Genomic DNA, 24618 nt, shown 5'->3' on the forward strand with positions numbered 1-24618 from the left:
TGCAAATAGCAGGTTGTGTTATCCGCTATTTATAGCGCAGATATTGCTTTATAGTGACGCTCTGTATATATTTTTTAACCGACTTTAGCCCTTACCACTATAACAAAACAGGCTGCAGTACATGGCTTTGAACGTTTTAATATGCGATGACTCTTTGCTGGCGCGCAACCAGCTGAAGAAATCTTTACCGGCAGACTTTGATGCCACTATCGTTACCGCCAGCAACGGGCTTGAAGCTCTGACGGTGTTGCAAACGCAAGACATTGGTCTGGTGTTTCTTGACCTTACCATGCCAGAGCTGGACGGCGTTGGCGTGCTGGAGGCGATTAAGGCTCAGGCGCTGGATTGTCTGGTGATTGTTGTCTCTGCTGATATTCAGCCGCAAATGCAACAGCGGGTAATGGAGCTGGGGGCGCTGGCCTTTATTCAAAAACCGGCCAGTGCCGATAAGCTGGCGGCGGTGTTGCACAAGTACGGTTTGATATGACAGCCCTTCATTTCACGGAAGAACAACGCGACTGCCTGCAAGAGCTGGTCAATGTCGCTATGGGCCAGGCCAGTGACAAGCTGGCACGTTATCTGGCAACCATGGTGCATTTGCAGGTACCGGCAATAAAGCTGGTAGATACCCAGCAATTACCACAGCATTTTGCCCAGCGTTATCAACAGCAAAGCGTCAGCCTGATTAGTATGGGCTTCTTTGGTGATCAGGGCCTGCGTGGCGAGGCGATCATGCTGTATCAGCTGGCCAATGTGGATGTTCTGGCCCGGCTGCTGGAGTACAGCGATGATGACAGCTCCGAAGCGGAAATGCTGACCGATATCAGCTCAGTGCTGACGACAACCTTTCTTAACGGCCTGGCAGAGCAGCTGGACAACAGTTTTTCTTATGCAGCGCCGCGTATTTTATCCAGCCGTGATCAGCATTTTGCTGACAAGCTCGCCGCCACGGCACAGCAATGGCAACTGGCTTTGCAGGTTGATATTCGCTATCAACTGACCGATTACAGCTTTCATTGCGATATGATTTTACTGATCCCCGGTGAAGCAGTATTGCGCCTGCGTCAGATGTTAGACCAGATCCTGGCCAGTTTCTGATGCAGCTCGACTGGCTATTACAACCGTTACTCAGCCAGCTGAACAGCGGCGTATTGGTGTTAGACGCTGAGCTTAGGTTGGTGTTTATTAATCAGTTTATTGCCCGGCGCGCTGACGTGCAGCCGGAAGATGTACAGGGTAAAAGCCTGTTTGATGTATTTACCGATGTGCCACAGGCCTGGTTGCAACGCAAATTGCAGGGCGTGCTGGCTTTACAGGTACCGGCATTTAGTAGCTGGGAGCAGCGCCAGTATATTTTTAAGTTACCGCATTTACGGCCGCTGAGCAGTGATAGCCAGTATATGGCGCAAAATTGCAGCATGTTACCGCTGACGGCACCAGATGGCGTTTCACGCTATATTTGCCTGTTAATAGAAGATGCCACTGATGCTTATGTTTATCAGCAACAGTTGCAACAAAGTGTCGCCCGGTTGCAACTGGCCAACCGTACCGATGGCCTTACCGGCGTATTAAACCGCAGTTACTGGCAGCAACAGCTGAGTTACGAAATTCAGCGTGCAGAGCGTTATCAACACCCTCTATCGTTATTAATGTTTGATTTAGACAAGTTTAAGCAGCTTAATGACCGTTACGGCCATTTGGGGGGCGATGCGGTATTGGTTGCATTATGCGCCCGGGTAACGACCTTATTGCGTGATACTGATTTATTGGGGCGTTATGGTGGTGAAGAATTCGGCGTTATTTTACCCGAGACCGATTTAACCGGTGCTATGCAGGTTGCCCAGCGGATCTGTACCGCTGTTGCTGGCCAGCCAATGCATTATGAGCAGCAAACAATCCGGGCCAGTGTTAGCCTTGGTGTGGCCGCTTTTACTGCCGGTCAGAGCACGGATGCGTTAATCCAACAAGCTGATGAGGCCCTGTACACCGCCAAACGTCAGGGCCGTAATCAGGCTGTCGCCTGGCGGGCTGTGAATAATGAATACCTGAAAAAGGTAAAGTAAGGCAGTAGTAAAATTAGCCGTTGACAGACGTCTATAAGTCTGTGCATAGTGTCCGCATGAAAATAAAAACAACTGTACTCACCACCATTATTATTACCACCAACCCTTCGGGGTAGGAGGTCGGCGGTGTGTTGTCTGTAAAAAAGACCCGTGACCTCAACCGTCACGGGTCTTTTTTTTGGTGCTGTTATGCAGCACTGCTGCAACGTTAACTAAGAGTCGCGATAACTGATCATTACAGTAATTAATGCGCAAGGAGTTTTAACATGAGGGTGCTCAAATTTGGCGGTTCGTCGCTGGCGTCCGTTGACCGTTTTGCCGGTGTTGCCCGTATAGTGCAACAACTGACGGCCAACGATAGTATTTGTCTGGTGTTATCAGCGCCGCAGGGCGTAACCAATACCCTGGTTGAGCTGACCGATTTAGCCTATCTGGGCTCAGACTTCAGTGCGCTGCTGGCGCAGTTAGCTACACGTTATCAGGCGTTGGCAGATGAGGCTGCCAGTGCGTTCCCCGGCGTACAGCTTGATACGCTGCAACAGGTAACGCAGACGCAGTTAGCGCAATTACAAGCGCAGCTCACCGGTATTAAGTTATTACGGCATTGCCCTGACCATATAAAGGCGCAAATCCTTGGCCTGGGCGAGCAGTTTAGCGTGGCGCTGATGACGGCGCTGTTGCAGGCTAAACACATACCCACTGTAGCGCTGGATGCGGTCAGCCTGGTGAAAAGCAGTGGCGACTACTTAAACGCCAGCGCAGATATTGCCGCTTGCGAGCAAACCTTGCCACAGGCCATTGCCAGCCAGACTGCTCAGGTCTATGTGATTGCTGGTTTTGTCTCCAGCAATGCGCAGGGCGAAACCTGTTTGCTGGGCCGTAATGGCTCTGACTACTCCGGGGCCATTGTGGCTGCCAGTATCCTGGCGGCGGCTTGCGAGATCTGGACCGATGTTGATGGGGTATACAGCGCGGACCCACGCCAGGTGAAAAATGCCAAACTAATTGACCGCTTATCATACGATGAAGCGATGGAACTGTCGTACTTTGGCGCTAAGGTATTGCATCCGAAAACCATAGGCCCGCTGGCGCGTTACAATATTCCCTGTTACATCAAAAACACGCTAAACCCGGCAGCACCCGGCACCTGTATTGATAATAACGGTGAAGGTGATGCCCTAGTTAAAGGCATTTCCAGTTTAGAACATCTGGCGCTTGTCACGGTGTCGGGGCCGGGGTTAAAGGGCGTGGTGGGTATGGCCAGCCGGGTGTTTGCTTCTATGGCCAGAGCGCAGATTTCGGTCAGCTTAATTACGCAATCTTCGTCTGAATTCAGTATCAGTTTTTGCGTGCCGCAATTGCATCTGGCCGCGGCGAAAAAAGCGCTGCAGCAAGAGTTTGAACTGGAGCTGCAAACCGGTTTACTGCGTGAGCTGAGCATTTTATCGGATATGGCCATTGTCAGCCTGGTGGGTGACGGCATGCGCCAGCACCGCGGTGTCGCGGCAAAATTCTTTGCGTCTTTAGCTCAGGCACGGGTAAACGTGGTGGCCATTGCCCAGGACAGCAGTGAGCGCTCTATCTCTGCGGTGATAGAGCAGGGCGCCTGTAAAAATGCCGTCAAAGTATGTCATGAAAATTTCTTTAGCCATTTGCCCAGTATTGATGTGTTTTTGGTGGGCTGTGGCGTGGTCGGCAGTGAGCTGTTGGCGCAAATTCAGCGTCAGCAGGCGTTTTTGCATAGCCGGCACGTTAAACTTAATGTGTATGGCATTGCTAATAGCAAAGCCACCTTACTTAACGGCGATGGTATTGATTTGGCGCAGTGGCAGACGTTACTGGCGCAAGCCAAAACGCCTTTCTCGGTTGAGCTGCTTAGCCAGTTTGTGCAGCAGCAGCACCTGACGAATCCAGTGCTGGTCGATTGCACAAGCTCTGAGCAGGTAGCCGCGCAGTATGCGGACTTTCTTGCTGCAGGTTTTCATGTTGTGACACCAAATAAGAAAGCCAATACCGCGTCTTTGGCTTACTATCAGCAGCTAAGGCAATTAGCACAGCAGAACCGGCGGCGCTTTTTATATGAAACCACCGTGGGCGCGGGTTTACCGGTTATCGATACCTTGCAGGGCTTACTGAATGCCGGTGATGAACTGCTGGCGTTTGAAGGCATTTTATCTGGCTCCTTATCCTATATGTTCGGTGAGTTGGAGCAGGGCGTACCGTTATCTCAGGTGACGAAAAAAGCGAAAGCGCTGGGCTTTACCGAGCCCGATCCGCGGGATGATTTGTCTGGTATGGATGTGGCGCGTAAGTTGTTAATTCTGGCGCGTGAAGCCGGTATGACACTGGAGCTTAGCGATGTTGAGGTAGAATCGGTGCTGCCGGCAGACTTTGCTGAGGGCGCCAGCACAGATGCGTTTATGGCTCAGCTGCCACAGCTGGATGCGGCTTTTGCCAAGCGGGTTGCGGCCGCTAAAGCTGAAGGTAAAGTGCTTAGGTATATTGGCGAAATTCATGGCGGTAAATGTAAAGTGGCGATAAAGGCACTGGATAACGGCCATCCGCTGGCAAAGGTAAAAGACGGCGAAAATGCGCTGGCTATTCATACCCGCTATTACCAGCCGATCCCCTTTGTGCTGCGTGGTTATGGTGCCGGGGCGGCGGTCACATCAGCCGGGGTATTCAGTGACATTATGCGCACCCTTGGCTGGCAGCAACAGGTGTAATTATCATGCAATCTCTCTCTGAATTAACCCAGCAAGATTATCTGAAACGCTATTATGCGCCGGCGTCCACCGGCAATGTCTCAGTCGGCTTTGATTTACTGGGCGCGGCGTTTGAGCCGGTAAACGGCGCCTTATTTGGCGATGTGCTGGATATCCTCGGTGAAGCTGAGACGCTTAGCCTGGACATTGTTGGCCGCTATCTGCATCAGTTACCGCAGAATAGCAACGACAATCTGGTACTGAGCTGCTTTTATGCCTTTGAACAGAAACTGGGCCGGCGCTTGCCACGCTTAGCGCTGCGTTTACACAAGAACCTGCCGGTGGGCAGCGGCCTGGGTTCCAGCGCCTGCTCTATCGTTGTGGCGTGTTACGCCTTTAATGATTATTTTGGCCGGCCGTTATCTGAAGCTGAGCTACTCCGGCTGATGGCCGAGGCCGAAGGCGGTGTGAGTGGTAGCGTGCATTTTGATAATGTCGCGCCGTCTTATTTGGGCGGCCTTCAATTGATGCTGCCACAAAGCCCGCATATTTGCCGTAGCCTGCCCTGGTTCGAACATTGGCGTGTGGTGCTCAGTTATCCGGGTACGGTGTTGTCTACTAAAGCGGCCCGTGCGGTATTACCGCAGCAACTGACGCTGGCGCACAGCATTGCCTTTGCCGGCATGCTAAGCCGTTTTGTCAGCGCACTGTATACCGCAGACGAAGCTGAGGCTGTCAGTGCTTTGCAGGATCTGATTGCCGAACAACCGCGCACCGCTTTGTTGCCAGAACTGCCAGCCATACGGGCAGCGTTAAGCGAGCAGGGGATCCTGCATCTGGGTATCTCCGGTGCCGGCCCCACCTTGTTTGCCCTTTGTGCCAGTGAGGCACAGGCCCAACTTGCCGCTGACTACTTATCGCGGCATTATGAGAAAAATCAGGACGCGACCACGCAAATATGTCGCTTGTCATTAGCTGGCGCCCGGGCGCTGTAGGAATACAACAGATGCTGTTAACTAATATCAAAGTACCACAAGAGCAGGTAAGTTTTTTACAGGCCGTACGCCAGGGGCTGGGCCGTGAACAAGGCTTATTCTTTCCAACCAGCTGGCCGAAACTGGATATCGATGCGCTATTACAGCTGGGGCTGGTTGAGCGTAGCAGTTTGATTTTGCAGGCACTGCTTGGCGATGAGCTAAGCGCCGCTGACGTTGATGCCATGGTCAGCAAGGCTTTTACTTTTCCGGCGCCGCTGGTGAGTGTGGCTGATGATATCGCCTGCCTGGAGTTATTTCATGGCCCGACACTGGCCTTTAAAGACTTTGGTGGCCGCTTTATGGCGCAGGCGCTGGCTAAAGCGCAAGCCGGTAGCAAAACCACTATTGTTACCGCTACCTCAGGCGATACCGGTGCTGCAGTTGCCCATGCGTTTTACCGTCAGCCCGGTGTACAGGTCGTGATCCTGTTTCCTAAGGGCAAAATCAGCCCGTTGCAGGAAAAATTGTTCACAACCCTGGGTGACAACATTACTACGCTGGCAGTCGACGGCGATTTTGATCAGTGTCAGGCATTGGTCAAACAAGTATTTGATCAGAAAGAACTGGTAGAAAAGCTCAGTATCAACTCGGCTAATTCAATTAATATCAGCCGTTTATTTGCACAGATCTGCTACTACTTCGAAGCGGTAGCGCAGGTGCCGGCCGACAAGCGTCACGAGGTGGTGATCGCCGTGCCCAGTGGTAACTTTGGTAACCTCACCGCCGGCTTAATTGCTAAAGCACTGGGGTTGCCGATAAAGCGCATGGTGGCGGCGACCAACAGCAACGATACGGTACCGCGTTATTGGCGCAGTGGCCAATGGCAGCCGAAAACGACAGTGGCAACCTTGTCTAATGCCATGGATGTGGCCGCCCCCAATAACTGGCCGCGGGTTGAAGCGCTGCTGAAGCAGGGCGTGATAAGCCGTGATGACATTGAGGCCGTCATGGTGGATGAGGATGATACCGTGCTGGGCGTGCGGCAGTTGTCACAACTGGGCTATTTAAGTGAGCCGCATGCGGCGGTGGCGTATAAAGCATTAAAGCGCAGCTTGCATCAGGGGGAATATGGTATTTTCCTTGGCACGGCCCATCCGGCCAAGTTTAAAGAGCAGGTTGAGAATATTCTTGGTACACCACTGGCGTTACCGGAAGCGCTGGCGCGCTGCGCGGCTGAGCAAGGGCTGAGCCAGGATATCCCGGCCGACTTTGCCGTATTGCAGCAAGCGCTGTTAAAGCTGGAACAAGCCTGATGTCGTGGCAGCAGCTGTTGGGGCAGGAGAAAAGCCAGCCGTACTTTGTCGACACTTTAGAGCAGGTAAAGCAGGCACGGCTGGCCGGTCAGGTCATTTACCCACCAGAGGCCGATGTATTTAATGCGTTTAAACTGACCACGCTGGATAACCTGAAAGTGGTGTTGCTAGGGCAAGACCCTTACCATGGGCCGAATCAGGCACATGGTCTGGCGTTCTCGGTGCGTAAGGGCGTGCGCATACCGCCATCGCTGCAAAATATGTACAAAGAGCTGGCGCTGGAATACCCGGAGTTTCAGATCCCGTCGCACGGCTGTCTGGAAAGCTGGGCGCAGCAGGGTGTGTTGCTGCTAAACACCGTACTGACGGTGGTCGCTACTCAGGCAAATTCGCACCGGCATCTGGGCTGGGAGCGTTTTACCGATCAGGTGATTGCACAAATTAATACCCAGTGCAGCGGTATCGTGTTTTTGCTGTGGGGCTCGCATGCACAGAAAAAGGGCCGCCTGATAGACAGGCAACGCCACTTTGTGCTGCAGGCGCCACACCCATCACCGCTGTCTGCTCATCGCGGCTTTCTTGGTTGTGGTCACTTTAAACAGGCCAACGAACTGCTGGTTAGTCAGGGCAAAACCCCGATTAACTGGCAGTTATAGCACAGACCAGATGCAAAAAACGCCCGCTGTTGCCAGCGGGCGTTTTGTTACAATTCGATATCAGCCAGTTCCGGCTCTATGGTCCAGTCGATGTCGCTCAGCTCTTTTTTCAGGCGCTGGCGCTCCTTTAACTGTTCTATTTCGCGCCACTTACGCTTTACTGCCCGGGGTTTGGCAGCAGGGCGTTCCAACATATTCAGTAAGTCTTCGAAGCTTTCCATAATATTGCCTCTCTGAGTGTTGTTGTTGTTATTTTCAACAAAGGATTTACCACACTTTGTCTGAAAATAAAACAACTAAGTGACAATGCTATGACAGGTCGGAGCTATTTAACCCTTTTTTTGCTGTAAAAACGCCTGTATTAAAGCCTGGGTTGAGCTATCCAGTGCGCGCGCTTCACCTCCGGCCAGGGCCTGATAAATCGGGCCTGACAGCTGTTTACCCAGCTCTACGCCCCACTGATCAAACGAATTTAAGCCCCAGATCACCCCCTGACAAAACACCTTGTGTTCATACAGTGCGATTAACGCGCCTAAATAAAACGGTGATAGCTCTGGCAGCAATAACGTATTGCTGGGTTTATTACCCGGCGATACCTTGTGTGGCGCCAGTGCTGCGGCTTGTTCGGCTGACATACCCGCCGCCAGACATTCATCAGTGGCTTCCTGCAAGGTTTTACCCTGCATCAGCGCCTGCGTTTGCGCAAAGCAATGCGCGGCTAAACGCTGATGATGATCCGTTAAGTGATGTGCTGCTTGCAATGGCAGAATAAAATCGGCCGGTACAGCCAAGGCGCTTTGGTGCAACAATTGATGGTATGCATGCTGGCCATTGGTACCGGCATCGCCCCAAATGACCGGTGCGCTAGCCTCTGTCAGCGGCTGGCCATTACTATCAACACTTTTGCCGTTAGACTCCATATCCAGCTGTTGAACGTACGAGGGCAACAGGCGTAAGTAGTGGCTATAAGGCAGCAATGCCTGGGCCTGACAGCCAAAGCCATTGATATACCAAATGCCGAGCAGTGCCAGCGTTAGCGGCATGTTGTCTTCGAAACGGCTATTAATAAAATGCTGATCCATCGCTTCAGCGCCCTGCAGCAACTGGCTAAACTGTTCATTACCAATCATCAGGGCAACCGGCAAACCAATAGCCGACCACAGCGAATAGCGGCCGCCAACCCAGTCCCACATCGGTAAGATATGATCCGCGACTATGCCAAAGTCTGCTGCGGCGTGAATATTCGATGAGGTGGCCCAAAAATGTTGCGCAATTGCGCTGCTGTCTGCGCCGTTGTCAGTAAACCACTGTCGTACTGCTAGCGCATTTTGTTTGGTTTCTTCGGTACCAAATGATTTAGAGGCAACAAATACTAAAGTGGTGGCCGGGTCCAGGTTTTTCACCAGATCAGACACCACGGCGCCGTCGATATTACCGGCAAAATGCAGTTTTACCGGGCTGCAGTGATAGGGCGTTAATGCCTCTACCGCCATTTGCGGGCCTAACAGCGAACCACCAATGCCAATCCAGATCAAATCGGTAATCGCTTTGCCAGTGTAACCTTTATATTCACCCTGATGTAACTGCGTGACCAGCGCTGTCATTTTAGCCCGGCAAGCATTGATCGCTGCACCAATATCTTCACCGTCTAACGTCAGGCCGCTGACATCCGTTTTACGCAACATCATATGCCAGACGCTGCGCTGTTCGGTGTTATTAATTTTGTCACCGGCCAGCATTGCCTGCAGGCAGGCATTAAGCGGGCTTTGCGCCGCCAGCCGCTGCAATGCCTGCCAGCTTTGCTCGTCAATCAGGTTTTTCGAGTAGTCCAGCGTAATGCCGCAGGCGCTGCTACGATAACGGCTGGCACGCCTGGGATCCTCAGCAAAAGCCTGACGCAAAGAACCCTGCTGTTTGGCCAGTGCGGCCAGGCCCGAGAGGGCGGAAGCTGACATACTCTACTCCTTGATTTGGTAATAAATTAAAAAGCCTGCTGGATCAGTTGCTCCAGCTTACGTTGATCGATAGCAAACTTACGAATACCTTCTGCCAGCTTTTCGGTAGCCATTGCATCTTCATTTAATGCCCAGCGGAACTGGCTTTCGCTTAGCTGCTCAGGCGCGGCAGTGGTGGCGCCGGTATCGGTTAAGTGACGGGTTAATTCACCCTGCATCTGGCTTAGTTCAGACAGCAAGGCCGGACTGATGGTTAAACGGTCACAACCGGCCAGTGCCAGCACTTCGCCGGTATTACGGAAACTGGCGCCCATTACCACAGTGTTAAAGCCATGCTGCTTGTAAAAGCGGTAAATCTCGCGCACCGACAGTACGCCGGGATCAGTTTCTGCCGTATACTCCTGGCCGGTGCTGGCTTTATACCAATCCAGAATACGGCCGACAAAAGGTGAAATTAAGTACACACCGGCTTCGGCACAGGCGCGGGCCTGCGCCATATGAAACAGCAATGTCAGGTTGCACTGAATACCTTGCTGTTCCAGTTGCCGTGCAGCCTGTATGCCTTCCCAGGTTGAGGCAATTTTAATCAGAATGCGCTCGGTGCTGACTCCGTTTTCCTGATACAGGGTTACCAGTTGTTGCGCTTTAGCCACCGTAGCCGCGGTATCAAATGACAGCCGGGCGTCTACTTCAGTCGATACCCGGCCCGGCACCAATTTACTGATAGCCGTGCCAACATCGACGGCAAATTTATCCGATGCCAGGCTCAGTTGCTCAGCGCTGTCGCTGGTTTTGTTTTTGGCATAGGTAATGGCGCCATCCAGCATCGGTTTGGCAAACGCCAGTTGACTGGCGTTTAGCAACAGGCTGGGATTAGTGGTGGCATCTACCGGTCTGAACTGCTCAATGGCGGTCAGATCGCCGCTGTCTACCACGACAGTGGTGACGGCTTTCAGTTGGCTAAGTAAGTCGCTCATATTGTTTTATTACCGTATTTTTGATCACATTCTAGTGATGTAGCGTTTAATATGCAATTTATGTAGGAATATTACAACATACCTGCACGTTGTGGAAAACCTGTCATACATAGCAATGCAGGCGCAAAGTAAGTTACTATATTGCCGGTATCTGCTGAGCATGAGGTTCAGCCTGAGTATTTAGAGTAAGTTAGCACAGGATCGCGATGATCTTTCAAACCAGCTTCTATAAAAGTAAAAAACTGCTGTTAATCGAAGACTGCGAGCCGGTACGCGCCTCTATTAAAGGTATGCTACAGCAGATAGGTTTCGAAGATATTACCACTGTTACTGATGCAGTGCAGGCTATGCCGTTGGCAAAAGCGGACGGTTTCGATTTTATCCTGGCCGATTTTGACTTAGGGCCGGGCCAGGATGCGTTGCAGTTTTTTACCGAATTAAGCCAGCAAGCGCTGTTGCGGGTGGGCTGCTGCTTTATTCTGATGAGTGCCGAACCCCGGCGTTTACCGGTGTTAGGGGTGCTAAAGGGCGCTCCGGATGGCTTTATTTTAAAACCCTTTTCTTATCTGGAGCTGGAGAAACGCCTGGCCAAAGCCTGGAATAACCGCAGCAAGCTGCGCAAGGTGTATCAGGCGCTGCGGCAACAGGATTATAAAGCGGCGCAGCTCGAGCTGGACCAACTGATCAATGCCGTCAATGCTACCTCGTTACAGGCGCTGCGCATTATGGCTGAGGTATTACTGGCTGAGGGCAGCTATGCTGCGGCATTAAAGCTGTACGAGCAGGTAACGCAGCAGCGTGATTTTAGCTGGGCGCAGCTGGGCAAAGCGGTGGCCGAACTGCAATTGGCCGAATACCAGATGGCCGAAACACAGTTACTGTCGTTATTGGAGCAAGACGATATCCGCCCTGAAGCCTTGCAATGGCTGGCCTGTGTTTATATGCGTCAGGGCCGGTTTGACGCCGCGGCAAAGCAGCTGAACGAATTATTACGGCTGCAAAGTAGCCATATCACAGCACATTACGCCAGCGCCTGCATGTTATTATTGCAAGGCCAGCCTGATGCGGCAGTAAAGTACTGGCAAAAGCTGATCCAGCAATATCGTTTTTCCGGTTTTGACCGCGCAGAGTACTATTTTTCGCTATGTCGTCTCTTGCTGGAGCAGGCGCAGCGCGCCGCCCAGGCTGAATTTGCCGGCTTACTGAAAAAGGCGGCAGAAGCGCTAGCCGCTATGCCGCAAAAGCTAAGTAACGAGCATACTGAAGCCGCTCAGGCGGTGCTGCGTGCCCGTATTAGTGTACTGCAGGGCAATATTGCTGATGCAAAACAGCAGTGCGGCTTGTTGTCGGCGCTTACCGAGGCCACTGAGCCCGAGCTGTTGCTTGATTATGCGCGTTTAACCTTTGCCCTGGGCGATGTAAAAGCAGCAGATGCGTGTCTGGCGCGGCTTAAAGCTTTTAGCCCTGTTACCGCTGATCTGGCTGGCTGTTGTCAGCGTTTAACGGCGCAGTTTCTGTTACAGCAAGAGTTGCAACTGCGTGAGCAGATTCCAGCGTGGAATCAGCAAGGCATGGCGCAGGCACAAGGCGGTAATGCTGAGCAGGCGCTGTTACTGTTACGCCAGGCATTTATGTTTATGCCCTGCAATGCCGCGCTGGTATTGAATATGCTTCAGGCGTTAAGTCAGTTGCCGGCGAGTAAAAGTTTACTGCCGTTGGCAAAATCTGCGCTGACGGCGCTGGAGTTCAGCAGCAAAACAGCCGCTAACCAGCAACGTCTGGCGCAGTTGCTGCCCGCATTACCGGCGTTGTACCTGGATTAAACCTGTATTGTTATTTAAGAGAATTCGTTATGTTATTGCTTGTATCGCCGGCTAAAGATCTGGATTATCAACCGCTGCACAAAAATATCGCTGTTAGCCAACCCGCGTTACTGAGCCACAGCCAGCAATTAGCCGATATTTGTAAAACCCTGACGCCGGCGGATTTATCCAGCCTAATGCATATCAGCGATAAACTGGCCGGGCTCAATGCCGCCCGCTTTGCCCAGTGGCAGCTGCCGTTTACCGAGCAAAATGCCAAAGCAGCATTGTTTGCTTTTAATGGCGATGTGTATCAGGGGCTGGATGCGTTAAGTTTAAGCGACGACGATATCGCTTTTGCCCAGCAACACCTGCGTATCTTAAGTGGCTTGTATGGCGTGCTCAGGCCGCTGGACTTAATGCAGCCATACCGGCTGGAGATGGGCACCAAGCTGGCAAACCCGCAGGGTAAAGACTTATATGCCTTTTGGCAGGACACCATTACACCGTTGTTAAACCAGCAACTCGCTGAGTTAAATACTGAGGTGGTGGTAAATCTGGCGTCGCAGGAATACTTTAAAGCGGTTAAGCCAAAACAGTTACAGGGCCGCGTGATTACGCCGGTATTTAAAGATTTTAAAAACGGTCAGTATAAAATTATCAGCTTCTTTGCCAAGAAAGCCCGCGGCTTGATGGCGCGTTATATTATCCAACACCGGCTGACGACGGCTGCGCAGTTACAACACTTTGACGTGGCGGGCTATCGGTTCAGCGCTGAGCATTCATCGGTTAATGAGCTGGTGTTTTTACGCCATAGCGCAGAATAGGCCCGCTGCCTTAGCATAAGCCTATTCTGCTGATGGATTCGACATTACCTTCAGCCGAATTTTTGTTACAATGCCGCTCTTTGCCGGTAGCGGCATAACAGCGGTATTACAGATGAAATTTCCCGGCCTGCGTAAAATTAAACATTATTTTCCGGTATCCCAGCCCAAGCCTCAGTTGCCAAGCTTTGAAGTGCGGCCCGAGCTGGATACCTATATCGTTGGCCTGGACCAAACCATCGTAGACGTCGTCGCCAGCGTCAGTGATGAGTTTTTAGAAAAATACAATATTCACAAAGGCTTATCTAATCTGGTCGAGCATGGCAAAGCCAACCTGATTTATCAGGAGCTGGTGGTGCACAATGCGATTTCGGACCATTTTGCCGGCGGCACTATTGGCAATACCATTCATAATTATTCGGTACTGGCGGATGATAAATCGGTATTGCTGGGCGTCATGTCAGCTAATATCGCGCTGGGCTCGCCGGCTTACCACTATGTTTGTCATACCAGCTCAAAGGTGGATATGAACCACCTGCAGGGCGTGGCCGGTGATATCGGCCGTGGCATTACTATGATCACGCCGGATGGTGAGCGTACCTTCGTTATCGACCCCAGCGATATGGACCAGCTTAGCCCGGACTATATTCCAACCGATATTATTGCCGGTGCCGCGGCCTTTGTCGTCAGTGCTTATCCGCTACGCGCGACTGATCAGCCCATTCAGCAAGCGATGTTAAAAGCGCTTGAAGATGCCAAAGCACATCAGGTGCCGGTAGTAATGAGCCTGGGCACCCGCCATCTGGTAGAGGAAAACCGCGAGCAAATTTTGCGCACTATTCATGACTACGTTAATGTGCTGGCGATGAACGAGCTGGAAGCCGAAGCCTTAACCGGCTTTGCCGATCCGCTAAAAGCGGCCGAAGCCATATTGGAGCATACCGATATGGTGCTGATCACCGCCGGGCCGGAAGGCTTGTACCTGTGCGGCCATACCGATGACAGCGTTAAACGTGAAAGCAGTAACCCGATTAAGTCGGCCAGCTTAGCCGATTTTAACCAGTACGAGTTTAGCCGGCCGATGCTGCGTGCCAACTGTGATCAGCCGCTAAAAGTGTATTCGCATATCGACCCGTATTTAGGTGGGCCGGAGCGGATTAAAAACACCAACGGTGCCGGTGATGGCGCGCTGTCGGCTATTTTGCATGATATGGCGGCGAATCATTTCCACAAGCAGGTGCAGCCGTTATCTGGTAAGCACGAGCAGCCGTATTTAGCCTATTCGTCGTTTGCGCAAATTTGTAAATACGCTAACCGGGTAAGCTATGAAATTCTGGTGCAGAATGCACCGCGTTTATCCAAAGGTTTACCTGAGCGTGAAGACAGCCTGGAAGAGGCTTATTGGGAAAGATAATAGCTGGGCTGACGCTGCGCAACGCGCTAAGCTGGTGTCACGATAGCGCAGCCACAGAGTGTCTGAGCAAGCCATGGATGGCTTGCGAGTTGCTGTGGCGAGCATAGCGGGATTTCCAGCTTAGAAGTTTAGTAGTAAGAGGATCCGCATTACTCACACCGACACGCCGTAAATACTTCCCTGTAGGCTCGATTCGGCCATCCTGGCCTGCAACGGTCGGCTTAGAGTAATCCGGACCCTCTACTGGTAACCTTTAACTTCGAAACACGCTTTCCAGCAGTCGGAAAGTGCCGGCATCGGCATCCAGTTCTACCTTGCCACCTACCGGCACAATAAACTGCTGTTTAATATGGCCAATCATGGCGCCGCGATAAGCCGGAATATTCAGCGGCTTAATATGGTCGTCGAAAATCTGATCCATGGTTAACCAACCGTAACCACCACTGGGGCGACAGGCGGTACATTCACCAAAAATAAAGCCGGCTATTTTATCCAGTGCGCCCATCAGTTTTAACGTGCTGAGCATACGGTCTATGCGATAGGGCGCTTCTTCTACATCTTCTAAAAACAAAATTTTACCGCTGAAATCCGGCAGGTAAGGTGAGCCGGCCAGCGCAGTTAGCACGGTTAAATTACCGCCAATCAGCTCGCCCTGCACCTTGCCGCCGTTAATGGTAATGGTGCGGTTTTGTCGTGCTACCAGCTCGTCTTTGGCATCCAGTACATTTTGATACTGCATTAACTCACGGTCGAAAAACAGCCGCTGAAATTGATCGGCATTAAAGCTATTCCAGCTGCCGGTGCCATTGGGGCCATGAAAGCTGATTAAACCGGTTTGCGCATGAATAGCGTTATGCAGTGCAGTGATGTCAGAGTAACCCAGCAGTACCTTAGGGTTGTTGCGGATCAGCTGGTAATCCAGCAGTGGCAATAAACGGGCCGCGCCCGAGCCGCCACGCAGGCAGATAATGGCTTTAACCTCTTTATCGGCGAACATGGCGTTAATGTCACTGGCGCGCTCGGCATCAGTACCGGCTAAATGGCCGCGCCGCGCCGCCAGGTGTTTACCGGTTTTCACTTTAAAACCCAAGGCCTGCATCACTTCCTGCGCAATTTGTAAGTCCAGCGCTTCATCAGTGGCCTTTGACGGGCTAACCAGGGCGACGGTATCGCCTTTATTCAGCGCCAGCGGTAACAAGCGTTTGCCTGCCGCAGATGGTGCGGCCATCACGCTACTGCAACCGGTCAACGGTAACAGGGCGGCAGTTAAGGCACAGCTTTTTATAAATTGACGTTTATCCATCGGCAGCTCCCTCGGTGAAATAATTTATTCCGCTTATCAATAGCAGTTTTACTAAAAAATTCCAAGGCCACGCTGGCTAAAAGCGATAACCGCCCGCAGTTTTACGGGCGGTTTGTTGAAGACGGGTTATTTTTTGACTTTTTTAACGGCCTTTTTAGCTGCAGCTTTGGTCGGCTTTTTCTTTTTCACCGGCACCTTGGCTTCTTTATTTTTCGGCCGCAGGCTATCTACCACGCGGCGTTTCAGCTTTTGTTCGGTGTAGCGCTCTACTTTAGACAAAATGGCCATATCGTGGGCTTCAATCAATGAGATGGCGGTGCCTTTTTTACCGGCGCGGCCGGTGCGGCCGATACGGTGCACATAGACATCGGCTGTGCGCGGCATATCAAAGTTAATCACATGGCTGATATCGTCAATGTCCAGGCCGCGGGCGGCAACATCGGTAGCCAGCAGTATATTGACCCGGCCGCTGCTAAAGCGCTCAACCGCCTGCATGCGTTTATCCTGTGGCATTTCGCCTTGTAGCCAGCCGCAGCGAAGGCCGGCGGTTTCCAGCTGACCGGTTAAGCTGGCCAAACGCTCGCGCGTTTTAACAAAGACAATAGCTTTGGATACATCTTCCTGCTTTAGCAGGTGGATCAGCAGTTCCAGCTTATGCTGGGCATCATCGGCTAAATGCACCCATTGCAGAATTTTAGCTTTTTCTTTGCGTGACGGTATCGCCTCTAAACGCTCCGGCTCTTTCAGCGCCCGCTCGGCAAAACGCTCCAGGTTATTGCCTTCCAGCGTGGCAGAGAATAAAAACGTCTGCCGGCGGCGGCGCGCTTCCAGCACAATGCGGTTCATCTCACCAATAAAGCCCATGTCCAGCATGCGGTCGGCTTCATCGAGAATCAGCAGCTCTACTTCATCGGCCTGAAAGCTTTCTTCATCCAGATATTCGGTTAAGCGCCCGGGAGTAGCGACTAAAATATCGTTGTTTTTTTCCAGCGTGTCTTTGTGGCTGCCGTAGTTAATACCGCCGGTGATCACGCCAACGTTCAGGCCGGTAAACTGGGTGAAGTGTTTAAATTCGTCATACACCTGATACGCCAGCTCGCGGGTAGGGGTCATCACCAGTACCCGGGCAAAGCCGGGATCTTTGCGGCCAAAATCCAGCAGATACTGAATAGCCGGCAACACAAATGCCAGCGTTTTACCGGTGCCGGTGGGCGCACTGGCGAGTAAATCTTTGCCATCTAATGCCAGCGGGATCGCCATTTCCTGGATCAGTGTCGGCTGGTCAAAACCGCGCATGCTAATGGCGCGGTTAATGTCGTCGTCCAGTTGAAAATCTGCGAATGTTGTCATGGTGTCCTCAGCCTGATTGCCTTTACGGTGACAGCGCGCCTGCTTCGCCGTAAACTGGCGCGCTGGAGGTGCTGATGTCAGCCGGTTTTCAATGTAAAAAATTCTATGTTGCTCATGATCAGTGCGCGATGAAAGTCGGCACTGATGGCTTATTATTGGGCGCTTTTGCCCCGCTGCCAGAGCCGGGTGGCGCTATCCTGGATATCGGTGCCGGTTCTGGCCTGATAAGCCTGATGTTAGCTCAGCGTAGTCTGGCTGCCAATGCCATCGACGCCATAGAGCTGGACAGCGCCGCTGCTGCTCAGGCTATGCTCAATGTGGCAAACAGCCCCTGGCCCACAGCCATACAGCTGATAAAGGGCGACATTCTAACCTATCACAGTGCCAAACGTTACCGCTTAATTGTATCTAACCCGCCGTTTTTTCAACAATCGCTGCTGCCAAAGGACAAAAAGCGCAGTCAGGCCCGGCATACCGATAGCCTGCCGTTAGCCGCGCTGCTGACAAAAGCCGGCGAGCTACTGCATGCAGAGGGCATATTCAGTTTGATATTACCATTGGCAGAGGCTGAGGCGATGTTGCAACAAGCCCTGGCGCAGGGCTGGTATCTGGCGCGGCGCTGTGAAGTACGCAGTAAAGCGAATAAACCGGTGCAAAGGCTGCTATTGAGTTTAAGCAAGCAGAGACAAAAAGCCGCAAATAGCAGCCTGATCATTCACCAGGCAGACGGCGGTTACAGTGCAGAATATAAAGCGTTACTGCAGGATTTTTATCTGAAATTTTGATGCTGCAACCTTAAAGCTGCAGCATCAACGGGCATTAGTAACCAAAACGCCGGCGTAGTGACAACAGTATCAAACCCAGGCCCAGTATCAGTATGGCTGCGGGCTCGCTAACCGTGGTGCTGCTACCTGTCGGGTCTAACGCATAGATAGAAAAATGTGACAGGCCGGCACTTTTGCCGCCGTTATTTAACAGTACATCAGAAAAATTAAAGCCGCCTTCAAACACATAGGGGCGCAAGCCGGTACCAACGGTAGCCGGGTCAATTTCCATGCTGTCGAGGGTAAAGTTATAGGTCACAAAGTCGGTACCTGCTTTAAACACCAGGGCAAACTGGGTAAAGAAATTATCGCCCAGTAACGGTGCCACCAGCTCGGGCACATCAAAAAATGGCGTCAAATACCAATTACCTGATGAACCATTGCAATCAGGGCCGGTAACCGGGCCTGCGGCATCGGTGTCACAGCGGATACCAAAATCCAGCAACTCGGCAAAATCCACTACGCCACCTAGTTTGGCAAAGTCTTTTGACCACTCGTCTGAGTTGTCGTCTTGTTCAAATTTACCCAGGTAAATCCAACCCGGGTCGACAGCCGCATTGGGATCCTGCAGCGCTTGCAGCTCTGGCTTAAAGGCGCCGTCAATCCACCATTCGTTTAAACCTGAGGTGAGCGTAGGGTCGGCGTTACCCACCGATTGCGGCGCACCGTTAAACAAACCATCGCCACGGTAACCCAGGTTTAGCGTGGGCAGCGGCATGTCGTTGCCATCGTAGCCACCTAAGCAACCTGCGGCGTAACGGGTGTTGTTGTTTTCATTGATAAAGCTGTTTTCATCAGCGCCATATTGCTTCGATGAACTCAGCCAGGCCTGGCCAGTGTTGCCGGCAATGCTTGAGCCGCCACTATCAAAACAGGCCTGAATAATGGCTGCCTGCGACGGGCCACTGACTAACAGCAAACCAGCGGTTAGCAGTATTGATGATAAAAAACGCATATCTGACTCCGTGATATTAACGATTAACAGTTCTGGAATGCACTAAATGTGCCGAAATGTTAATTGTTAACAAAGTCAGTATGTTAATGAAATTGGCTTAAGTGGTTGAGTTAGCAGGTGTAAATAATACTGACTACAGCAGTTGGCCGACCTCTTGCAGGATCTGGCTAACCCAGTCATTTAAGCGTTCGTCGGTCAGGTCGTACTGGTTTTCATCATCCAGTGCCAGGCCGTAAAAAAATGCACCGTCTTCGGTTAACGCCTTAGAGGCAATAAAGTCATAGCCGGCGGCTGGCCAAAATCCAATCCGTGTTGGCTGTTGTGGCGCTATCGCTTCATGCAGCATACCAACGGCATCGATAAACCACTCGGTATAGCCAATCTGATCGCCCATGCCGTAAATAGCAATAATTTTGCCGCTTAAATCGACACTGGCAATGTCGTCCCAGTGCGCTTCCCAGTCTTCCTGAATTTCACCGAAATCCCAGGTCGATAAGCCCAGAATAAGCATGTCGTAGTCGGCCATTTTGCTAAGCGCAACATGCTTAATGTTATTAAGCTCGACGGTGTCAGCGCCAATTAATGCCTGAATTTTTTCCGCCACCATTTCGGTATAACAGGTGGTAGAGCCATAAAATAAGCCGATTTTCATCACAATCTCACAACAACAAGGCGCCACTTACAGACGCACAGTGTAACAGAACCGCGGTGATGGCAAAATGCCGGCTTTGCCACAGCAGCGGGCTGGGGTACTATAGCAACGGTTTTTCAGGTGAGTAGCCATGGCAGTCACAGCAACGACAAATGACGTTTTAGCCGCCACAGAGCAAGCCTTAATCACGGCTTTTCTTGACCAGCTGTGGCTGGACAAAGGCGTAAGTGAGCACACGCTTAGCGCTTATGGCACTGATTTAAAAAAGTTTGCACTGTATTTAGCCGGCCAGCAGCACAGTTTATTAAATTGCGACAGCCAGCTGGTAAACCGTTATCTGGCGCAGCGTGTTGACCAGCAATTTAGCCCACGTAGCACCTCACGCAGCCTGAGCAGCCTGCGGCGTTTTTATGCCTATGCACACCAGCGCGGCCTGCTGGCCGCTAACCCACTGGCGCAGCTGCTAAACCCGAAAATTGGCCGTAGCCTGCCAAAAAGCTTATCCGAGCACGACGTTGACGCACTGCTGAATGCCCCTGACATTAACGACCCGATCCAGTTTCGTGATAAGGCCATGTTAGAGATACTTTACGCCAGCGGCCTGAGGGTGTCGGAATTAGTTGGCCTGAGTATGCAACAAATTAACTTGCAGCACGGTCTGGTAAGGGTAGTGGGTAAGGGGCAGAAAGAGCGGCTGGTGCCGATGGGCGAAGAAGCCGCGCACTGGTTGCTACGCTATTTGCGAGAGGCCAGAACTTTATTGCTGGGCGGTCAGGCGCTGGATGTGGTGTTTCCCAGTAGCCGGGCACAGCAGATGACGCGGCAAACCTTCTGGCACCGCATTAAGTTTTATGCCAAAGTAGCGCACATTCAGGCGCAGTTGTCGCCGCATACGCTGCGGCATGCTTTTGCCACCCACTTATTAAACCATGGTGCCGATTTACGTGTAGTGCAGATGCTGCTGGGCCACAGCGATTTATCCACTACGCAAATTTATACTCATGTTGCCAAAGCGCGGCTGCAAAGCCTGCATCAGCAACATCATCCGCGCCCTTAGGCGCCGTAACAGGAAACCGTATGAAAAAGTATGTTTTAGCCTTATGCAGCCTTGGATTTATCGCCTCAGCCAGTGCGCAGCTTAAAGCGCCTGATGCCGAGTATCAGCAAATTCGTGAGCAATTCAGCCAGCTGAATCTGAAAGTTAACGCTGTCGCCGAGGCACCGCTTGACGGCTTGTTGCAGGTCTTTACCAATAAGGGGCTGTTTTTTACCTCGAAGGACGGGCAGTATTTTATTGAAGGCAATATTTACGATTTGAATAATAAGGTGCTGGTAAATGACGCTCAGATGCGGCCTTATATCCAGCAAAACATCGCGGCCAGTAAAGACGGTACCATTGAATACAAAGCCAAAGACGAAAAGTTTGTTGTTAACGTCTTTACTGACCCCAGCTGTGGCTATTGCCGTAAACTGCACAGTGAAATGCAAGACTACAATAATGCCGGCATAACCGTGCGTTACCTGGCGTTTCCCCGCGGTGGCCTGGGCTCTGAAACCTATCTGCAAATGCAGCATATCTGGTGTAGCAAAGACAGCCGTGGTGCCATGGACATGGCAAAAGACGGCGACAGTGTAAAGCCGGCCATGTGCAGCAATCCGGTTAAAGCACAGTATGAGCTGGGCCAGTCGTTTGGCATCAGTGGCACGCCGGCGATTATTTTACCCAGTGGCCGTTTGATCCCGGGTTATCAGCCCGCCAAGGCATTATTAGCGCAATTAAAAGCGGAATAAGTACCGGCTATGTCTGTTGTTAACCGTTTTATTCAGCGCCGGGTTTTGCCCGGCGTTTTACCGTCTTTGCCAGGGGTAGTTCACCCGGTATTGCAACGCCTGTATGCCAGCCGCGGTGTCAGCTGCGCCACTGAATTGGAACGCGGTGCGGCCGGTTTAATCCCGTTTACGGCCTTAAAAGGCATTGATAGCGCCGTTGCATTGTTAATTAGCGCACTGGAGCAGCAGCAACAGTTGGTGATCGTGGGTGACTTTGATGCCGACGGCGCCACCAGCACTGCCGTGTTGCTAACCGGTTTAAAAGCACTGGGTTTTAAGCGGGTAGAATACCTGGTGCCGAACCGCTTTGAATACGGCTATGGCTTAACGCCCGAGATGGCCGAGTTGGCGGTGGCACAGGGGGCAGAATTAATCATCACGGTCGACAACGGCATTTCCGCCATTGACGGCGTAGCACTGGCGAAAAAAGCCGGCGTTAAGGTATTAGTTACCGACCACCATTTAGCAGGCACTGAATTACCCGCTGCCGATGCGATAGTTAACCCTAACCAACCGGGGTGCAGCTTTCCCAGCAAAGCGCTGGCCGGTGTCGGTGTCGCGTTTTATCTGCTGCTGGCACTGCGTGCCGCGCTGCGCGAGCAAGGCTACTTTAGTGATACACAACCCGAGCCTAATTTAGCTGAGCTGCTGGATCTGGTGGCGCTGGGCACCGTGGCCGATGTGGTGCCGCTGGATGCCAACAACCGCATTTTAGTGCATCAGGGTTTAATGCGTATTCGCAGTGGCAAATGCCGGCCCGGTATTCAGGCCTTAATTGATGTGGCAAACCGCAGTGCGCAGAAGCTTACCGCCAGTGATTTTGGCTTTGCCTTAGCGCCACGGCTAAATGCCGCCGGCAGGCTGGATGATATGTCATTGGGCATAAGTTGCCTGCTAGCCCCCGATTTAGGCCTGGCGCGGCAATATGCGGCTGAGCTGGATAGCTTAAACGTGGAACGTCGCGCCATAGAACAAAGTATGCAGTTGGAGGCGCAGGCGTTTTTAAGCCAGTTATCCTTTGACGGCGCTGAATTGCCGGAATGTTTGTGTTTATATCGCCACGACTGGCATCAGGGCGTTATCGGTATTTTAGCCGGCCGCATTAAAGAGCAGTTTCACCGGCCGACCATCGTGTTTGCCCAGGGCGATGAAGGCGAATTAAAAGGCTCGGCCCGTTCCATCAATGGCCTGCATATCCGCGATCTGCTGGAAGAAATCTCCAGCCAGTATCCTGGCTTAATTAAAAAGTTTGGTGGCCATGCGATGGCGGCTGGCTTAACTATTAATGCCGAGCGGCTGGATACCTTCAAGCTGGCGCTGAGTTTAACGGCGAAAAAGCATTTAACGCCCGAGCAGCTAACGGCGGTTATCTATACCGACGGTGAGCTGCCGTCAGACTGCTTTGCGCTTGATTTTGCCCAGCTGTTACAAAATGCCGGCCCCTGGGGTCAGGCCTTTCCCGAACCGGTATTTGATGGCGAGTTTGCCTTAATTAGCCAGAAAATGCTGGCCGACAAACACCTGAAAATGATGCTGCAAACGCCAAATGGCAGCCTGGTGGATGCGATCTGGTTTAACGCCGATAACAAAGCCTGGCCGAATGTGAATGTGCAAAAGGTGCAACTGGCGTATCAGCTGGATATTAACGAATACCGCGACAAACAAAGTCTGCAGCTGATCGTGCGACACATGCAGGCACTGTAGATCATAAGAATGGGGCCAGAGTCCTCTGACCCCATTTTACCGCCACAGCTTTTTAAGCCCCCGCTGTTTTTTGTCATCTTGTGTTTTTTACTCTTAGATGGCTGCACGTCCTGCGATAATTTTGCTACAATCGCCGCCTGTTTTTTTCCGCTTCTTAAAGGTTACGGCTAACAGCATGTTTGAAGTCAATCCGGTGTACAACAGCATTAAAGATTTAACTGAACGCACTAACGTGCTTCGGGGGTATCTTTGACTACGATGGCAAAAAAGAGCGCTTAGAGGAAGTTTCGCGCGAATTAGAAGATTCTGCCATCTGGAATACGCCGGATAAAGCTCAGGCGCTGGGTAAAGAGCGCTCGGCGCTGGAGCAGGTGGTGGGTACCATCGACAAGCTGGACCGCGGCCTGGAAGACGTAGAAGGCCTGCTGGAGCTGGCGGTAGAAGCCGAAGACGAAGTCACCTTTGAAGAAGCTAAAGCGGAACTGGCCGATTTAGACAAACAGCTGAGCCTGTTGGAATTTCGCCGCATGTTCTCCGGCAAGCACGATGAAAACGACTGCTACCTGGATATTCAGGCGGGCTCAGGCGGTACCGAAGCCCAGGACTGGGCCAGCATGTTAATGCGTATGTACCTGCGCTGGGGTGAAGATAAAGGCTTTAAGCCAGAAATTTATGAAGTCACCGACGGTGATGTCGCCGGTATTAAGGGCTGTACCATTAAATTCAGCGGCGAATATGCTTACGGCTGGCTACGCACTGAAACCGGCGTACACCGGTTAGTGCGTAAAAGCCCGTTTGATAGCGGTAACCGCCGTCATACCTCGTTTGCCTCGGTGTTTGTGTCGCCGGAAATTGACGACGACATTGAAATTGAAATTAACCCGGCCGATTTACGTATCGACACTTACCGCGCCTCGGGTGCCGGTGGTCAGCACGTTAACCGTACCGACTCGGCCGTGCGTATTACCCACTTGCCGACCAATATCGTGGTGCAGTGTCAGAACGACCGCTCGCAGCATAAAAACCGTGACAATGCCTACAAGCAACTGCGCGCCAAGCTATATGAGTTTGAGCTGCAAAAGCAAAATGCCGAAAAGCAGGCGCTGGAAGATACCAAGTCGGATATCGGCTGGGGCAGCCAAATTCGCTCTTATGTGCTGGATGACTCGCGGATTAAAGATTTACGCACCGGTATCGAAACCCGTAACACCCAGTCGGTGTTAGACGGCGATCTGGATAAATTTATTGAAGCCAGCTTAAAAGCCGGTTTGTAATGGTAATGCGAACAGATTGAGCGTGAATCGGTTTACCCTA

Annotated in this window: 22 protein-coding genes; 15 read left to right on the plus strand and 7 right to left on the minus strand. The window is 51.9% G+C overall.

All coding sequences use genetic code 11. The features are described from left to right. The first annotated feature begins 121 nt into the window (after positions 1 to 121). From EYB30_RS03875 to ung, 7 genes are all read left to right on the plus strand, one after another. On the plus strand, positions 122 to 487 hold the full coding sequence (locus EYB30_RS03875) for a response regulator (protein WP_166837290.1): 366 nt from the start codon (positions 122 to 124) through the stop codon (positions 485 to 487). After that, the gene (locus tag EYB30_RS03880; RefSeq protein ID WP_166837292.1) at positions 484 to 1098 is read left to right on the plus strand and encodes a chemotaxis protein; all 615 of its coding nucleotides are present in this window, start codon (positions 484 to 486) and stop codon (positions 1096 to 1098) included. Before EYB30_RS03875 ends, EYB30_RS03880 begins: the two co-directional genes overlap by 4 nt. Further along, positions 1098 to 2063 (plus strand): sensor domain-containing diguanylate cyclase, encoded by a 966-nt coding sequence (locus EYB30_RS03885; protein WP_166837294.1) that lies wholly within the window; start codon positions 1098 to 1100, stop codon positions 2061 to 2063. The genes EYB30_RS03880 and EYB30_RS03885 overlap by 1 nt, the downstream gene beginning before the upstream one ends. A gap of 266 nt (positions 2064 to 2329) precedes the next feature. Continuing rightward, complete coding sequence (gene thrA, locus EYB30_RS03890) at positions 2330 to 4789, plus strand: bifunctional aspartate kinase/homoserine dehydrogenase I (protein ID WP_166837296.1); 2460 nt, start codon at positions 2330 to 2332, stop codon at positions 4787 to 4789. A 5-nt stretch (positions 4790 to 4794) separates the two neighbouring features. Next, positions 4795 to 5763 carry a homoserine kinase gene (thrB, locus tag EYB30_RS03895; RefSeq protein ID WP_166837298.1) on the plus strand — a complete coding sequence of 323 codons (969 nt, stop codon included), beginning with the start codon at positions 4795 to 4797 and terminating at the stop codon, positions 5761 to 5763. Between the two features lie 11 nt (positions 5764 to 5774). Beyond that, positions 5775 to 7058 carry a threonine synthase gene (gene thrC, locus EYB30_RS03900; RefSeq protein ID WP_166837300.1) on the plus strand — a complete coding sequence of 428 codons (1284 nt, stop codon included), beginning with the start codon at positions 5775 to 5777 and terminating at the stop codon, positions 7056 to 7058. After that, positions 7058 to 7714 (plus strand): uracil-DNA glycosylase, encoded by a 657-nt coding sequence (gene ung, locus EYB30_RS03905; RefSeq protein ID WP_166837302.1) that lies wholly within the window; start codon positions 7058 to 7060, stop codon positions 7712 to 7714. Before thrC ends, ung begins: the two co-directional genes overlap by 1 nt. A gap of 47 nt (positions 7715 to 7761) precedes the next feature. Here ung and EYB30_RS03910 read toward each other — a convergent pair whose 3' ends face one another. The 3 genes from EYB30_RS03910 to tal all read right to left on the minus strand — a co-directional run bounded on the left by EYB30_RS03910 (position 7762) and on the right by tal (position 10646). After that, a complete protein-coding gene (locus EYB30_RS03910; RefSeq protein WP_134051760.1) occupies positions 7762 to 7935 on the minus strand; it encodes a DUF3545 family protein in 174 nt (57 codons plus the stop codon). Positions 7936 to 8043: 108 nt separating this feature from the next. Then, positions 8044 to 9669, minus strand: a complete 1626-nt coding sequence (gene pgi, locus EYB30_RS03915) for a glucose-6-phosphate isomerase (RefSeq protein WP_166837305.1) — start codon at positions 9667 to 9669, stop codon at positions 8044 to 8046. A 26-nt stretch (positions 9670 to 9695) separates the two neighbouring features. Beyond that, positions 9696 to 10646 (minus strand): transaldolase, encoded by a 951-nt coding sequence (tal, locus tag EYB30_RS03920; protein WP_166837307.1) that lies wholly within the window; start codon positions 10644 to 10646, stop codon positions 9696 to 9698. A gap of 206 nt (positions 10647 to 10852) precedes the next feature. Between tal and EYB30_RS03925 the strand changes: the two genes are divergently transcribed. The 3 genes from EYB30_RS03925 (at position 10853) to EYB30_RS03935 (ending at position 14686) form a co-directional block, all read left to right on the plus strand. Next, complete coding sequence (locus tag EYB30_RS03925; protein ID WP_166837309.1) at positions 10853 to 12469, plus strand: tetratricopeptide repeat protein; 1617 nt, start codon at positions 10853 to 10855, stop codon at positions 12467 to 12469. Between the two features lie 29 nt (positions 12470 to 12498). Continuing rightward, positions 12499 to 13275: a peroxide stress protein YaaA gene (gene yaaA / locus EYB30_RS03930; RefSeq protein ID WP_166837311.1), complete on the plus strand. Its 777-nt coding sequence runs from the start codon at positions 12499 to 12501 to the stop codon at positions 13273 to 13275. A gap of 112 nt (positions 13276 to 13387) precedes the next feature. Then, positions 13388 to 14686, plus strand: a complete 1299-nt coding sequence (locus tag EYB30_RS03935) for an inosine/guanosine kinase (protein ID WP_166837313.1) — start codon at positions 13388 to 13390, stop codon at positions 14684 to 14686. A gap of 253 nt (positions 14687 to 14939) precedes the next feature. Here EYB30_RS03935 and EYB30_RS03940 read toward each other — a convergent pair whose 3' ends face one another. Both EYB30_RS03940 and srmB read right to left on the minus strand, forming a co-directional pair. Then, positions 14940 to 15989, minus strand: a complete 1050-nt coding sequence (locus EYB30_RS03940; protein WP_166837315.1) for a S66 peptidase family protein — start codon at positions 15987 to 15989, stop codon at positions 14940 to 14942. Between the two features lie 126 nt (positions 15990 to 16115). After that, positions 16116 to 17339 (minus strand): ATP-dependent RNA helicase SrmB, encoded by a 1224-nt coding sequence (gene srmB, locus EYB30_RS03945; protein ID WP_166837317.1) that lies wholly within the window; start codon positions 17337 to 17339, stop codon positions 16116 to 16118. A 74-nt stretch (positions 17340 to 17413) separates the two neighbouring features. Here srmB and EYB30_RS03950 point away from each other — a divergent pair, with 74 nt between their 5' ends. Next, the gene (locus EYB30_RS03950; protein WP_166837319.1) at positions 17414 to 18124 is read left to right on the plus strand and encodes a tRNA1(Val) (adenine(37)-N6)-methyltransferase; all 711 of its coding nucleotides are present in this window, start codon (positions 17414 to 17416) and stop codon (positions 18122 to 18124) included. Positions 18125 to 18158: 34 nt separating this feature from the next. Here the strand turns inward: EYB30_RS03950 and EYB30_RS03955 are convergent, their stop codons facing one another. Both EYB30_RS03955 and fldB read right to left on the minus strand, forming a co-directional pair. Continuing rightward, positions 18159 to 19118, minus strand: a complete 960-nt coding sequence (locus EYB30_RS03955) for a hypothetical protein (RefSeq protein ID WP_166837321.1) — start codon at positions 19116 to 19118, stop codon at positions 18159 to 18161. A 133-nt stretch (positions 19119 to 19251) separates the two neighbouring features. Then, positions 19252 to 19770: a flavodoxin FldB gene (gene fldB, locus EYB30_RS03960; protein ID WP_166837323.1), complete on the minus strand. Its 519-nt coding sequence runs from the start codon at positions 19768 to 19770 to the stop codon at positions 19252 to 19254. Positions 19771 to 19900: 130 nt separating this feature from the next. On the opposite strand from fldB, the gene xerD reads away from it, so the two are divergent. The 4 genes from xerD (at position 19901) to prfB (ending at position 24578) form a co-directional block, all read left to right on the plus strand. Next, entirely contained in the window at positions 19901 to 20827 is a 927-nt protein-coding gene (gene xerD, locus EYB30_RS03965) for a site-specific tyrosine recombinase XerD (protein ID WP_166837325.1), read from the plus strand. Positions 20828 to 20847: 20 nt separating this feature from the next. Next, the gene (gene dsbC / locus EYB30_RS03970) at positions 20848 to 21561 is read left to right on the plus strand and encodes a bifunctional protein-disulfide isomerase/oxidoreductase DsbC (RefSeq protein WP_166837327.1); all 714 of its coding nucleotides are present in this window, start codon (positions 20848 to 20850) and stop codon (positions 21559 to 21561) included. 9 nt (positions 21562 to 21570) lie between these two features. Next, complete coding sequence (gene recJ, locus EYB30_RS03975; protein WP_166837329.1) at positions 21571 to 23304, plus strand: single-stranded-DNA-specific exonuclease RecJ; 1734 nt, start codon at positions 21571 to 21573, stop codon at positions 23302 to 23304. A 175-nt stretch (positions 23305 to 23479) separates the two neighbouring features. Next, positions 23480 to 24578 (plus strand): peptide chain release factor 2 gene (gene prfB / locus EYB30_RS03980; RefSeq protein ID WP_166837331.1). Its coding sequence is split into 2 segments (ribosomal slippage): positions 23480 to 23554 and positions 23556 to 24578, totalling 1098 coding nucleotides; the frame shifts between segments, so codons are not numbered across the junction. The last annotated feature ends 40 nt before the right edge of the window (positions 24579 to 24618 follow it).

Source organism: Rheinheimera pleomorphica (assembly GCF_011634895.1).
GTDB classification, from domain to species: domain Bacteria; phylum Pseudomonadota; class Gammaproteobacteria; order Enterobacterales; family Alteromonadaceae; genus Alishewanella; species Alishewanella pleomorphica.

Bases quoted from the DNA above. Each gene is read 5' to 3' on its own strand.
- EYB30_RS03885 (WP_166837294.1), top strand. From the start codon at position 1,098: ATGCAGCTCGACTGGCTATTACAACCGTTACTCAGCCAGCTGAACAGC.
- EYB30_RS03925 (WP_166837309.1), top strand. From the start codon at position 10,853: ATGATCTTTCAAACCAGCTTCTATAAAAGTAAAAAACTGCTGTTAATC.
- EYB30_RS03880 (WP_166837292.1), top strand. From the start codon at position 484: ATGACAGCCCTTCATTTCACGGAAGAACAACGCGACTGCCTGCAAGAG.
- xerD (WP_166837325.1), top strand. From the start codon at position 19,901: ATGGCAGTCACAGCAACGACAAATGACGTTTTAGCCGCCACAGAGCAA.
- dsbC (WP_166837327.1), top strand. From the start codon at position 20,848: ATGAAAAAGTATGTTTTAGCCTTATGCAGCCTTGGATTTATCGCCTCA.
- thrA (WP_166837296.1), top strand. From the start codon at position 2,330: ATGAGGGTGCTCAAATTTGGCGGTTCGTCGCTGGCGTCCGTTGACCGT.
- EYB30_RS03955 (WP_166837321.1), bottom strand. From the start codon at position 19,118: ATGCGTTTTTTATCATCAATACTGCTAACCGCTGGTTTGCTGTTAGTC.
- pgi (WP_166837305.1), bottom strand. From the start codon at position 9,669: ATGTCAGCTTCCGCCCTCTCGGGCCTGGCCGCACTGGCCAAACAGCAG.
- fldB (WP_166837323.1), bottom strand. From the start codon at position 19,770: ATGAAAATCGGCTTATTTTATGGCTCTACCACCTGTTATACCGAAATG.
- thrC (WP_166837300.1), top strand. From the start codon at position 5,775: ATGCTGTTAACTAATATCAAAGTACCACAAGAGCAGGTAAGTTTTTTA.
- thrB (WP_166837298.1), top strand. From the start codon at position 4,795: ATGCAATCTCTCTCTGAATTAACCCAGCAAGATTATCTGAAACGCTAT.
- yaaA (WP_166837311.1), top strand. From the start codon at position 12,499: ATGTTATTGCTTGTATCGCCGGCTAAAGATCTGGATTATCAACCGCTG.
- EYB30_RS03935 (WP_166837313.1), top strand. From the start codon at position 13,388: ATGAAATTTCCCGGCCTGCGTAAAATTAAACATTATTTTCCGGTATCC.
- ung (WP_166837302.1), top strand. From the start codon at position 7,058: ATGTCGTGGCAGCAGCTGTTGGGGCAGGAGAAAAGCCAGCCGTACTTT.
- EYB30_RS03910 (WP_134051760.1), bottom strand. From the start codon at position 7,935: ATGGAAAGCTTCGAAGACTTACTGAATATGTTGGAACGCCCTGCTGCC.
- EYB30_RS03940 (WP_166837315.1), bottom strand. From the start codon at position 15,989: ATGGATAAACGTCAATTTATAAAAAGCTGTGCCTTAACTGCCGCCCTG.
- EYB30_RS03875 (WP_166837290.1), top strand. From the start codon at position 122: ATGGCTTTGAACGTTTTAATATGCGATGACTCTTTGCTGGCGCGCAAC.
- EYB30_RS03950 (WP_166837319.1), top strand. From the start codon at position 17,414: ATGTCAGCCGGTTTTCAATGTAAAAAATTCTATGTTGCTCATGATCAG.
- tal (WP_166837307.1), bottom strand. From the start codon at position 10,646: ATGAGCGACTTACTTAGCCAACTGAAAGCCGTCACCACTGTCGTGGTA.
- recJ (WP_166837329.1), top strand. From the start codon at position 21,571: ATGTCTGTTGTTAACCGTTTTATTCAGCGCCGGGTTTTGCCCGGCGTT.
- srmB (WP_166837317.1), bottom strand. From the start codon at position 17,339: ATGACAACATTCGCAGATTTTCAACTGGACGACGACATTAACCGCGCC.